The sequence below is a fragment of the Acidovorax sp. FG48 genome (assembly GCF_057809085.1).
On record NZ_JBMDJH010000007.1, the window covers coordinates 174,971 to 187,449 of the forward strand.

A 12,479-nucleotide genomic window follows, 5' to 3' on the forward strand; every position below is an offset into this window, starting at 1 on the left:
CTCAAAATCAGATAGTGTCGTTAATCGACAAAACGCCGCCCAAAATCGCAATAATGATAAATGCGACCAAAGCGCCCAAAATAATGATAATTAAAGGCTCCATGGCGGCCAAAACACGGCCCATGGTACGCCGGCCTTCATCCTCGTAGCGATCCGCCAGACCCAGCAACGTGGCGTCCAGCTGCCCCGTTTCCTCCGCCACTCGGATGAGCTGAGACGTGCTGGATTTTCCCAGATAGGGCGACACAAACCCGGATGACAGTCGTTTACCAGCCTTCACGATCCCGACCAAAGGCTCAATGTCCTTGCGCAGCGCCGTGTTGGTCAGCGTGTCGACAGCGATACGTAACGCATCGACCATGGGCACCCCCCGCTGCAGCAGGATGCCAAAAGTCCTGAAATAGATGGCGAACTGCAGGTTGCGAAGGACTTTTCCGAACAATGGCAGATCCAGCAGCATGCTGTCCAGCCGCAATCGTCCTGAGGGTGTCCCACTCCAACGCGAACCCAAAAACAAAACGATGGACAGACCCAGCAAGATGGCCATCCAGTGCAAGCGGATCATGTCACTGAGGTCAACGACCAACCGGGTGGAGTATGGCAGCTTGTCACCCATGGAGTCGAAGATTTCTCGGAATTGCGGTACCACAAACGCCAGCAACAGTGCGACCGAAAGCACCGCAACCACCAGCAGGATGACCGGATACGTCATGGATGAGATGACATAGTTGCGCAGCTTGTCTTCCGCCTCAAGCTGTACGGTGAGCTCCTTGAGTACAACATGCAAAGAACCGGATGTCTCGCCCGCCCGGATCAGGACAAGGTACTGCTTGCCCAGATCGCGCTCAAAAGGCAGTAGCGATTGGTACAGCGATTTGCCGCCCCGCACGCCCTCTTCAACCTTGGTGATGAACGCCTTGAGCCTCTCAGTGTCTGCTGTTTCCTTGAGCATGGCGAGTGCCTTGTCCAAGGGCATGTTGGCCTGTTTGAGATGGGCCATCTCGCGGCTGAACAGCAGGATCTCGTTGCGCCGGAGCTTGCTGCCGCGGGCTTGCGGATCGACCTGGGCAGTCGCGGTTGAACCATCAGCGATACGCACTGGCGTCACACCCTGGCCAATCAAGCGCAAACGCGCGGCTTCCACATTCTGGGCACGCACCGTGCCTTGGCAGGGTTTTCCGTCTGACGCAATGCCGTCGTACTGAAATTCAATCATTTTGGCGTGCAACACGTAGGACTTCTTCAGCGGTCGTCAACCCCTGGACCACCTTGGTGGCCCCATCCTGCAACAAGTTCCCGCCTGCATATGAACCATCGCTTCCGCCCAGTGAAGATCCCCGCTCCAAAATGCCCTTCTTGACACCCTCCGTCATCAGCAGCAACTCGTGCACCGCAAGACGTCCTCGATAGCCCGTACCCCGACAGACGGAGCATCCCACGTGCCGGTAGATCACCTGCCCGGGCGGCAAGGTCGCCCCCAGGGAGCTTGCCGCAGCCTGCGCCTGGTCTGCGGGAAGCGCCTGCTTACACTCCTCGCACAGCTTGCGCACAAGGCGTTGCGCAAGCACCCCAATCACCGAAGCAGTGATCAAATAGGGCTCCACCCCCATGTTGATCAACCGCACGATGGCCCCCAGGGCACTATTGGTGTGCAGGGTGGACATCACCAGGTGCCCGGTCAGCGCGGCCTGAACAGCGATCTCCGCCGTTTCACCGTCGCGCATTTCACCGATCATGATGACGTCAGGATCCTGCCGCAGAAACGAGCGCAGCACCTTGGCAAAAGTCAGTCCAATCTGCGGCTGCACCTGCACCTGGTTGAGCCATTGCAGACGGTATTCGACAGGATCCTCCACGGTGAGGATCTTGAGGTTCTCGCCCTCGAGCTCCTGCATGGATGCGTACAGCGTGGTGGACTTGCCCGACCCAGTAGGACCTGTGACCAGAAAAATACCGTGCGGCACGCTCAGCAGTTGGCGCATCGCCTTCAACGTCGGGGGCGTGAAGTGCAGGCTTTCGAGCGAAAGCAGATCAAAGTTCTTCTCCAACAAACGCATGACCACGGACTCACCAAACATGGTGGGAATGGTGGATACGCGAGAGTCCATTTCCTTGCCATGCACCCGCAGCTTGGTCCGCCCGTCTTGGGGCATGCGGCGCTCGGCGATGTCGAGCTGGGACAAAATCTTGATGCGCGAAACAACGGCGGGCGCATCCTTGTTGTCGATCTCGTCAATCGGGTAGAGCTCGCCATCGACGCGGATGCGCACGACCGACTTCTCTTCGTACGTCTCGATGTGAATGTCCGATGCCTGTGCGGCCACCGCTTGCGAAAGGATTTGGCTCACCCGCTGGATGATGGGCGCCTCCGACGCCATATCCCTCAGGTGTTCAATGAATTCGGATGCCTCGAACTGGTCGGCGACTGTGTCGTCCTGGGCCTCTGGGTCTTGCACATACCAAGCGTTGAGCTGGGCAGCAATTTCGGACTCCAGCCCAAACGAAATCCGGGGAACTTCGCCGAACACCAAGCGCAGCGCATCTCGCAATGCCGTGCTTTGTGGATCCACGGAGACAAATTCCGGCACGGACTCCGTATCTTCGGCGCCTCGCATGGGCAACAGATTGTTGACCAGCAAAAAACTGGTGTTCATCTGCGAAGTGACCGGTTTTTCCTTGGGAAACGCGTCTTGACGCACCAAAGGCAGACCCGCCTGCCGCGCCAGAGCAGCGTACACATCGACCTCAGAAACCAACCCCAGGCTGATCAACAAACGCCCCAGCCTGCCGCCCATGGAACGCTGAACTTCCAGGGCTCGCTCGAGGTCGTTGCGCGACAGTTTCTGCTCGGCAAGGAGCATTTCTCCCAGCCTGGGCGTAGCGATGTCAACGCTTTGCACTTCACCTACTTCCGCCGAGAGCTTCATGACCTACGCCTTTGAACAATTTCCCACCTATCCGCGCCGGGGCGCACCCTGCGTCCACCGACACCACCATCACCTGCACCACATCAGGCATCGGCTCAATCGATCCAACTCGGGACCCACGTAATAACGGCGGTATTCCAGAAGCCTGCGCCACCATGGCCTGCTCCGCCAAGCGAGGTATTCTGACACGTAGCCCCCCGCATGGCCCCACCGTTCCAGGCGGGTTTGCAGGGCCTGGGCCTGAGATTTGGTGGCCCGTCCCAGGCTGAGTACACGCTGGAGCACGCCACGCCCGTTCGTGACAAGGCGTAAAAGACGCATCCTCAAGCTGCGATCCTTGGCACCCAGCTGGTTGGAGCCGTGCTGCCGGTACAGAATCAACGCCTCGGCAATGAAAACACGGCGCCCGCTGCTGCTCACCACGGCACACCACCAATCGTGCATGATGGTCTGCTCAGGCAGGGGCAGAGCGAGTTCCAGCAGCGCACGGTTGACCATCATCGTGCAGCCCGTCACTTGGTTGATGCTCAAAAGCGCGAGTGCCGAGCAGGCCGCCGGGTCCATGCGCTGGTGCTGAACAAACGAAGGGGCGAGCACCTGCAAGGCCTCGCCCACCACGGTCAGGTCAGAATGCACCAGGCATGGCGTCGCCGCACCCGCGCTGTGCTCCGCGGCCTGCAACACCTGGAGGCAACGTTCGATTTTGTGCGGCAACCACACGTCGTCCTGGTCGCAAAAAGCCACACTGTGCGCGAGCCCGTCTTGTAGGCTGGTGCGCATCAGATTTTCGAAGTTCTTAACAACTCCCTGGCCTCGGTGGGGATGGGGTACGACCACCATACGCCCTCCAAAGCGGAAGCGGTAAGTCTCCAGCAGCGCCAGGGTGTTGTCGGTCGAGCCATCGTCGCTCACCAGAAGCCGGAAGTTCTGATGGGTCTGCGCCAGCAGGGAGTCCAACTGCTGCGACAGGTATTTGGTGCCGTTGTAGGTCGCCATCAGAATATCAACCAAGGGCTGTGCTTCGTGACGCAGCGCACCATCACTTGGCCGCGCTGTTTTGTGCATGGCTGCCATGGTATTCACCGCCCATCCGCCGGTCGATGCGGAGCCACTGGCGGACGGCATTGCGCATACATCAGTGCTTCGTAGGCATCTGTGATGCCGTCCCAGGTGTAGTGGGTTGCCACAATGTCACGGGCTCGCTGACTGCGCTGGGTGTGCCATTGATGCCACTGCCCGGCCACTTGGTCCAGACGGTTCGCCAGCTCCTGCGGCGTGCCAAAGTAGTCTGCCGCATCGCGCGCCACTTCGCGGTTGAATGGGTTGTCGTGGGCCACCACCCAATTGCCACAGGCCATGGCCTCCAGCAACGAAGGGTTGGTACCCCCGACTGAATGCCCATGCAGGTAACAGGCTGCAAACGAGCGGATGCAAGCCAGTTGCTCGGGGTCGTAAATCCCACCAACAAAACGCACCCGGTCACTGGCGTGCCGAAGCAAGCGCTGCTGGTAAGGAGTCGCGCCAGAAACATCCCCCACGATCACGAGGGGCCATACCCCGCCATGCAGCCTGTAGCCTTCGATGATCTCCAACAGGTGATTCTCTGGCTCTGGGCGCGCCACCACGACCATGTACTGGTAAGCCTGCAAGCCCCAGGTTGCCAAGCCCGACGAATCCAACACCTCTTCGGTCATGGGCTCGGCACCGTAGGCGATGAAGCTGGATGGCGCCCCCCCTGGATAAACACGCCGTAGCCTCTGGGCAATGGCCTCTGCATCGGCAATGAGGCGCGTGGCAGTGAAGGTAGCCACCCATTCCATGCAGCGCAGATAAGCCCGCGCCAATCGACCCCATTTGCTGCGGGCCCATTCGAGACCGTCCATGTTGATCCACACGGGTGTACCCCGCACACGAGGCCACCAGCAGGCCCATGCAGCACCATAGCCCAGCATGTACACCAAGTCGTATCCTTGGCGGGCGTCCCAAAGGCAGGCGCAATCGTAGGCCAGCACAGAGGCCGGGCCCCAAGACGGACGGCGGCGGTAACGCACACGCACACCTTGGTAGACAGTATCTGGTACGGCGGCCTGGTCAGATTCGGCGTATACGGTGACTGCGTGTCCGCGCTGCGCCAGACGAATGGAAAGCTTCTCGGCAAAAGTCTCGAACCCCCCGTAGCTCGCCGGGATTCCTTTGGCCCCCAGCACGGCAATGCGCAAAGGGGTGGGGCGGGGTGCTAGAGTGATCTCGGACACCCGCCTCAAAGGTCGGCCTCGGCGAACCAACGGCCCGACTGGTCCTTGGCCGACAATTGGATCGCCACCTCGAGTGTGGGCCAGGAGATCGCGAGCTGGGGATCATCCCAACGGATACAGCGTTCGTGCTCGGGGCTGTAGTAATCCGTGGTTTTGTAAAGAAAGTCCGCGGACTCGGAAAGCACCAGGAAGCCGTGGGCCAATCCTGGCGGCACCCAGAGCTGTCGATGATTGTCCTCGGTGAGCGTAGCGCCCACCCACTGGCCATAGGTGGGAGAGTCTTTGCGAATGTCCACCGCCACATCAAACACCGCGCCCCGCACAACACGCACCAGTTTGCCTTGCGCGCGGGGCGGCAATTGGTAGTGCAGACCACGCAGCACACCCTTGCTGCTGCGACTATGGTTGTCCTGCACAAAAGCAGACTGCACGCCCGTGGCCTCCCGGAAGATCTTCTCGTTAAAACTCTCGTAAAAAAAGCCGCGACTGTCACCGAACACCTTGGGTTCGATCAACACGACGTCTGGAATGCTTTGCCGTACTGCTTGCATGGCGAATCAATAAACTTTGTCGTTCAGCAGACGCTGCAGGTATTGCCCGTATCCGTTCTTGGACAAAGGCGTTGCCAGGCGCTCCAACTGGGCGCTGTCGATCCACTGGGAGCGCCAGGCAATCTCTTCCGGGCAGGCGATCTTCAGGCCTTGGCGATGTTCCAGCGTGGCGATGAACTGGCTGGCTTCGAGCAGGCTTTCGTGGGTCCCCGTGTCCAGCCATGCATAGCCGCGGCCCATGATCTCAACATTCAACTGCCCCTGCTCCAGGTACAACCGGTTCAGGTCGGTGATTTCCAACTCGCCCCTCAGAGAGGGCTTGAGGCTCTTGGCCATCTGCGTCACCTGGCTGTCGTAGAAGTACAGGCCGGTGACGGCATAGCTGCTCTTGGGCTGTGCGGGTTTTTCCTCCAGCGACAGCACCTTGCCTTGGGCATCAAACTCCGCCACGCCGTAACGCTCAGGGTCCTGCACATGGTAGGCAAACACGCTGGCGCCTTCCGTGCGCTGCTGCGCGTTGCCCAGCAGTTCGTGGAAGTCGTGGCCGTAGAAGATGTTGTCGCCCAGCACCAGCGCACTGGGCGCACCGGCCAGGAAGGACTCTCCGATGATGAACGCCTGCGCCAGGCCATCCGGGCTGGGCTGCACCGAGTACTGCAGGTTCAAACCCCACTGGCTGCCATCGCCCAGCAACTGCGCAAACCGCGGCGTGTCCTGCGGCGTGCTGATGACCAGGATGTCACGGATGCCCGCAAGCATCAGTGTGCTCAGCGGGTAATAGATCATGGGCTTGTCGTACACCGGCAGCAGTTGCTTGCTGATGGCCAGGGTGGCGGGGTGCAGCCGGGTGCCGGAGCCTCCAGCCAGGATGATGCCTTTGCGTTGCGTCATATGGGGGTGCCGTTCAAAGAATTTCAGCCAGCATGCGCGCCACACCCGTCTGCCAATGGGGTAGCTGGAGATGAAAGGTGGTCTGCAGCTTGTCGGTGTTCAGGCGCGAGTTGTGCGGACGCACGGCCGGGGTCGGGAAGGCGCTCGTCGGAACGGGCGCAATCTCATTTGCTTTTATTTTTATATCAGGCTGCGTAATCTGAGCCTGCGCAATCACGAATTTTGCGTACTCGTTCCAGTTCGTTTCACCGGCTGCGACGCAGTGGTACAGGCCTGCGTCCTGCGGACGCTGCTGCAGGTGGCGCAGTGCATGCACCGTCACGTCGGCCAGCAGGTCGGCCCCCGTGGGCGCCCCCCACTGGTCGTCGATCACGGTCAGGCGATCGCGCTCCTGCGCCAGGCGCAGCATGGTCTTGGCGAAGTTGCCGCCGCGCGCGGCGTAAACCCAGCTGGTGCGCAGGATCAAGTGCTTGGCGCCGGATTGCGCGATCAGCTGCTCGCCTTCGAGCTTGGTGCGGCCATACACGCTCAGCGGCCCGGGCGTGTCGGTCTCCACCCAAGGGCGGCTGCCGCTGCCGTCGAAGACATAGTCGGTGCTGTAGTGCACCAGCCAGGCGCCCAGCTTCGCCGCCTCTTGGGCAATGGCGCCCGGTGTGGTGGCATTCAGCGTGCGGGCCAAGTCCGCCTCGCTCTCGGCCTTGTCCACCGCGGTGTGGGCCGCGGCATTGACGATCACGTCAGGGCGCAGCGCGCGCACCGTCTCGGCCACGCCAGCGGGGTTCGAAAAATCGCCGCAATGCCCGGTACTGTCGAAGTCCAGCGCCGTGACCGTGCCCAGCACGGACAGGCTGCGCTGCAGCTCCCAGCCGACCTGGCCGCCCTTGCCGAAGAGCAGAATGTTCATGCGCGGGCGCCCGCGGGCGCAGCGGCCGCTTCATGGGCGTACTGGGTCTGCACCCAGTCGCGGTAGGCGCCGGTCTGCACGCCAGCCACCCAGTCGGCGTTTTCCAGATACCACTGCACGGTCTTGCGGATGCCGGTATCGAAGGTCTCGGCGGGCTTCCAGCCCAGCTCGCGCTCGATCTTGCGGGCGTCGATGGCGTAGCGGCGGTCGTGGCCGGGGCGGTCCTTCACATAGGTGATCTGGGCCTTGTAGCTCTGACCGTCGGCGCGGGGGCGCAGTTCGTCGAGCAGGCTGCAGACCGTGTTCACGATCTCGATGTTGGGCTTCTCGTTCCAGCCGCCTACGTTGTAGGTCTCGCCGGGCGCTCCCGCTTCGAGCACGCGGCGGATGGCGCTGCAGTGATCCTTCACGTACAGCCAGTCGCGCACCTGCATGCCGTCGCCGTACACGGGCAGGTTCTTGCCGGCCAGGGCGTTCACGATCATCAGCGGAATGAGCTTTTCGGGGAAGTGGTAGGGCCCGTAGTTGTTGCTGCAGTTGGTGGTGAGCACCGGCAGGCCATAGGTGTGGTGCCAGGCGCGCACCAAGTGGTCGCTGGCGGCCTTGCTGGCGCTGTAGGGGCTGTTGGGTTCGAAGCCGCGCGTTTCGGTGAAGGCCGGGTCCGTTGGGGCGAGCGAACCGTACACCTCGTCGGTGGACACGTGCAGGAAGCGGAACGCCCCGCGCTCGCCCTCGGGCAGCGCGCTCCAGTACGCGCGCACGGCTTCGAGCAGGCGGAACGAACCCACGATGTTGGTCTGGATGAAGTCCTCGGGGCCGTGGATGGATCGGTCCACATGCGATTCGGCCGCGAAGTTGACCACCGCGCGCGGCTTGTGTTCGGCCAGCAGGCGGGTCAGCAGCGCGGTGTCGCCGATGTCGCCCTGCACGAAGATGTGCCGGGGGTCGCCCTGGACGCTGTCCAGGTTGTGCAGGTTGCCCGCGTAGGTGAGCTTGTCGAGGTTGACCACAGGCTCGCCGGAGGCCGCGAGCCAGTCAAGAACGAAGTTGGCGCCGATGAAACCCGCGCCGCCAGTAACCAGAATCATAGGGAGGGCTGTGTGAAGTGCCTGCTCGGCAGAGCCCGCGATTATCCCACCCTGCCCGGCACCCCGGTAACAGAGTTCTACGGGGACGGAATCGCACGGGCAGGCGTGGGCTCGGTCAGAAGTGGATGCCGCGCATCATTTGCTGCAGCGCCACGGCCTCGGCGGACAGTTGCGGTTTGGCGTCCTTGCCGCCGCCCTTGGCGGCCGTCGAGTCCGGGAACATGCGAAAGCTCGTGTTCATGGTGATCTGCGCCACGCGCGGCACGAGGGCGTGCAGGATCTGCCCGGTGATGCCCAGGCGCGTGGCGATTCGCACGGGCTTGAAGATGCAGGCCTGGGCAATCATGTCGGCCGCCTCTTCCGGCGCCAAGGTGGGCACGTTGTTGTAGATCTTGGTGGGCGCGATCATGGGCGTGCGCACCAGCGGCATGTTGATGGTGGTGAAGGTGATGCCCTGGTCGGCAAACTCGCTGGAGGCGCAGCGCGTCCAGGCATCCAGCGCCGCCTTGCTGGCCACGTAGGCCGAGAAGCGCGGCGCATTGGTCAGCACCCCGATGGAGCTGATGTTGACCACGTGGCCCTTGCGCTTTTCCACCATGCCGGGCAGCAGGCCCATGGTTACCCGCAGGCACCCGAAGTAGTTCAGCTGCATGGTGCGCTCGTAGTCGTGGAAGCGGTCGTAGCTCGACTCGATGGCACGGCGGATGGAGCGGCCCGCGTTGTTGATCAAGAAGTCCACGCCGCCGTGGTTGTCGATGAGCAACTGCACGAAGCGGTCGCAGTCGGCCATGTCGGCAATGTCAGCCGAATAGGCGATGAACTGGTAACCTTTGGCTTTGGCCTCGGCACAGGCCTCATCGAGCTTGTCCTGATCCCGGCCGCAGATGATGGTGGTGGCGCCCGCTTCGGCAAACTTGTGCGCAGCAGCCAGACCGATGCCCGATGAGCCACCCGTGATCAGCACCACCTTGCCCGCCACCGTACCCTTGAGCGTGCGGTCGATGAACAGCTCGGGGTCCAGATGACGTTCCCAGTAATCCCACAGGCGCCAGGCGTAGTCCTTGAGGTTGGGGCACGAAACGCCTGAGCCCTTGAGCGCCGCCAGCGTCTCGCGGCAGTCAAAGCGCGTGGGGTAATTCACGAAGGTGAGCATGTCCTCGGGCAGGCCCAGGTCCTTCATGACCGCGTTGCGCACCCGGCGCACGGGCGCCAGCGCCATCAGGCTCTTCTTCACGCCCTTGGGGATGAAGCCCAGCAGCGCGGCGTTGACGAACAGGTTCATGCGCGGCGCATGGGCTGCGCGACTGAAGATGTCGAGCACATCGCCCACGCGGTAGCCCACCGGGTCCACCAGGTGGAAGCACTTCTTGCCGATGTCTTTCTGGTGGCTGATAACGTTGAGCGCGTTCACCACAAAATCCACGGGCACGATGTTCACGCGCCCGCCCTCCAGCCCCACGGTGGGCATCCAGGGCGGCAGCAGCTGGCGCAGGCGCTGTATGAGTTTGAAAAAGTAGTAGGGACCGTCGATCTTGTCCATTTCGCCGGTCTGGCTGTCGCCCACCACCATGGCGGGTCGGTACACGGTCCACGGCACCTTGCAATCATGGCGCACGATTTTTTCGCTCTCGTGCTTGGTCTGGAAGTACGGGTGGTCCAGGCCCTCGGCCTCGTCGAACATGTCTTCGCGGAACACGCCTTCGTACAGGCCAGCAGCCGCAATCGACGAAACATGGTGGAAGTGCCCCGCATCGATGGCCTTGGCCAGGTCCACCGTGTTGCGCGTGCCCTCGATGTTCACGGCCACCTGGGTTTCCTCATCGGCAGCCAGGTCGTAGACCGCAGCCAGGTGGTAGAAATGGTCGATCTGCCCCTTGAGCTTCTTCACATCGTCGGCCGCCACGCCCAGCTTCTTGGCAGTGAGGTCACCAAACACGGGGACGGCGCGTGCTGGGCCCACGCCCCAGAAGCTGCGCAGGTCAGCCACCTTGTCGGCACTCTCCTTGCGGATCAGGAAGTGGACCACCGCCCCCTTGCGCTCCAGCAGCTTCTTGACCAGCCGCTTGCCAATGAACCCCGTTGCCCCCGTCACGAAATACTGCATGGATAACTCCTCTGAGATAACTTCATTCTTGCCCAAGGCCTGCGCACCCCGATTCAGCAGAAACCCGCGCCGATGCTAGGCGGCCAGCGCCCTCCCCCGCTAGGTGGCACGCTCTACATTTTTAGGAGCGCGTGCCTACACCTTGCGCACCGTGCGGCGTACAGTGCGGCCATGCGTCGAAGGCACAATCGCCCCGGCAACCCCAACCAACCGCACCACGGAGGCCTCATGGTCAAGAAACTGCAGAAACTCAGCGCTGACAAGAAGAAAAGCAACGCCCAACTGTCCAGCACCGTCAAGGACTCCGCCCAGCAGATCTGGCTGGCCGGTTTGGGTGCCTTCTCCAAGGCGCAGGAAGAAGGTGGCAAGGTGTTTGAAGCCCTGGTCAAGGAAGGCCTGACCATCCAGCGCAAGACCCAGGCCGTGGCCGAAGAAAAGATCACCGAAGCCACCAGCCGCGTGACCACCATGGCCAGCGACATCGGCTCCAAGGCCCAGGGCCAGTGGGACAAGCTCGAAAACATCTTTGAAGACCGCGTGGCCAAGGCCCTGGCCAAGCTGGGCGTGCCCTCGGCCCGCGACCTGGAAGCCCTGAGCGCCCGTGTGGACGCCCTGGCCAAGGGCAGCAAGGCTGCTCCCGCCAAAGCTGCTGCCAAGGCAGCCGCCAAGCCTGTTGCCAAGGCCCCTGCCAAGAAGGCGGCTGCAAAGAAGGCCGCGCCTGCCAAGGCAGCGGCAAAGCCTGCAGCCAAGGCCCCCGCAAAGAAGGCTGTGGCCAAGAAGACCGCAACACGTGCCGCTGCCGACGCAGCGCCCAGCACGCCGTCGGCCAGCTGATCACGGCTTGCCAGCGGCAAGCACCCAGCCCGCACCAAGCGGTCCGCGCGCCACGGCGCCTGGACCGCTTTTCTTTTTTTGGTGAAACCCGTGAAGTGCGCTAAAAGCGATCTGGGAGCGACACGCGCGCCCTCTTCTCATGTCGCACTGCAGCATGACTGCGTGGGTTAGAGTAGCCATCAGAGACAACGCAACAACGACACACAACGACGCGAAGGGGCCCACACACATGGTGAAGAAAGCGCCACGCCGCACCGCAGAACGCATTCTGGAAGTGACGCTGGACCTGTTCAACCGGTTCGGTGAACCCAACGTCTCCACCACCCTGATCTCGGCCGAGTTGCGCATCAGCCCTGGCAATCTCTACTACCACTACCCCGCCAAGGACGAGCTGATCAACGCGCTGTTTGATCGCTACGAAGGCTCGCTCACCGAGCTGCTGGCCGCAGCAGATGGTGTGCGCAATGTGGAGGACGCCTGGTTCTTCATGCACTCGCTGTTCGAGCTGATCTGGCAGTACCGCTTTCTGTACCGCGATCTCAACGACCTGCTGTCCAAGAACCGGCGCCTGGAGACGCACTTCCAGGCCATCCTCAAAAACAAGACCCGCGCCGTGCGCGCCATGCTCGATGGCATGGGACGCGCAGACGCGCTGCACATCGACTCGCGCGAGCTGGAGGCCACCGCCACCAGCATGGTCGTGGTGCTCACCTACTGGCTCAGTTTTGAATACGTGCGCGACCCGCGCCGTGCGCTGGAACCCGAAAGCGCCCAGGCCGCGCTGCTGCGCGGCGCCCACCATGTGCTGAACCTGCTCATGCCGTACCTGGAAAGCGGCCAGCGCGCCCACTTGCTGGAGCTGGTCGGCGCCTACGCCGCAATGCCAGGCTGATGCAGAGACAGCCCACCACAGACACCCCACCAC

The 12,479-nt window shown here is 62.2% G+C and carries 11 protein-coding genes; 2 read left to right on the forward strand and 9 right to left on the reverse strand.

From position 1 onward, the window contains the following. Nucleotides 1–7 precede the first annotated feature (7 nt). The 9 genes from ACODSU_RS12510 to ACODSU_RS12550 all read right to left on the reverse strand — a co-directional run bounded on the left by ACODSU_RS12510 (nt 8) and on the right by ACODSU_RS12550 (nt 10,720). Nucleotides 8–1,231: a type II secretion system F family protein gene (locus ACODSU_RS12510; protein ID WP_488842541.1), complete on the reverse strand. Its 1,224-nt coding sequence runs from the start codon at nt 1,229–1,231 to the stop codon at nt 8–10. After that, nucleotides 1,209–2,927 carry a GspE/PulE family protein gene (locus ACODSU_RS12515; protein ID WP_488842542.1) on the reverse strand — a complete coding sequence of 573 codons (1,719 nt, stop codon included), beginning with the start codon at nt 2,925–2,927 and terminating at the stop codon, nt 1,209–1,211. The genes ACODSU_RS12510 and ACODSU_RS12515 overlap by 23 nt, the downstream gene beginning before the upstream one ends. Nucleotides 2,928–2,996: 69 nt before the next feature. Continuing rightward, nucleotides 2,997–4,001 (reverse strand): glycosyltransferase family 2 protein, encoded by a 1,005-nt coding sequence (locus ACODSU_RS12520; RefSeq protein ID WP_488842543.1) that lies wholly within the window; start codon nt 3,999–4,001, stop codon nt 2,997–2,999. Nucleotides 4,002–4,006: 5 nt separating this feature from the next. Then, nucleotides 4,007–5,146 carry a DUF1972 domain-containing protein gene (locus tag ACODSU_RS12525; protein WP_488842544.1) on the reverse strand — a complete coding sequence of 380 codons (1,140 nt, stop codon included), beginning with the start codon at nt 5,144–5,146 and terminating at the stop codon, nt 4,007–4,009. 41 nt (nt 5,147–5,187) lie between these two features. Further along, nucleotides 5,188–5,733, reverse strand: coding sequence for a dTDP-4-dehydrorhamnose 3,5-epimerase (gene rfbC, locus ACODSU_RS12530; RefSeq protein ID WP_488842545.1), 546 nt, complete (start codon nt 5,731–5,733; stop codon nt 5,188–5,190). A 6-nt stretch (nt 5,734–5,739) separates the two neighbouring features. Then, on the reverse strand, nt 5,740–6,624 hold the full coding sequence (gene rfbA / locus ACODSU_RS12535) for a glucose-1-phosphate thymidylyltransferase RfbA (RefSeq protein ID WP_488842546.1): 885 nt from the start codon (nt 6,622–6,624) through the stop codon (nt 5,740–5,742). Between the two features lie 13 nt (nt 6,625–6,637). Next, nucleotides 6,638–7,528, reverse strand: coding sequence for a dTDP-4-dehydrorhamnose reductase (gene rfbD, locus ACODSU_RS12540; protein WP_488842547.1), 891 nt, complete (start codon nt 7,526–7,528; stop codon nt 6,638–6,640). Continuing rightward, entirely contained in the window at nt 7,525–8,616 is a 1,092-nt protein-coding gene (gene rfbB / locus ACODSU_RS12545; protein WP_488842548.1) for a dTDP-glucose 4,6-dehydratase, read from the reverse strand. Before rfbB ends, rfbD begins: the two co-directional genes overlap by 4 nt. A gap of 115 nt (nt 8,617–8,731) precedes the next feature. Further along, nucleotides 8,732–10,720, reverse strand: a complete 1,989-nt coding sequence (locus ACODSU_RS12550) for an SDR family oxidoreductase (RefSeq protein ID WP_488842549.1) — start codon at nt 10,718–10,720, stop codon at nt 8,732–8,734. Between the two features lie 228 nt (nt 10,721–10,948). Between ACODSU_RS12550 and ACODSU_RS12555 the strand changes: the two genes are divergently transcribed. Both ACODSU_RS12555 and ACODSU_RS12560 read left to right on the forward strand, forming a co-directional pair. Continuing rightward, on the forward strand, nt 10,949–11,554 hold the full coding sequence (locus tag ACODSU_RS12555) for a phasin family protein (protein ID WP_121941910.1): 606 nt from the start codon (nt 10,949–10,951) through the stop codon (nt 11,552–11,554). Nucleotides 11,555–11,783: 229 nt separating this feature from the next. Continuing rightward, nucleotides 11,784–12,446, forward strand: coding sequence for a TetR/AcrR family transcriptional regulator (locus tag ACODSU_RS12560; protein WP_488842550.1), 663 nt, complete (start codon nt 11,784–11,786; stop codon nt 12,444–12,446). Nucleotides 12,447–12,479: the final 33 nt, after the last annotated feature.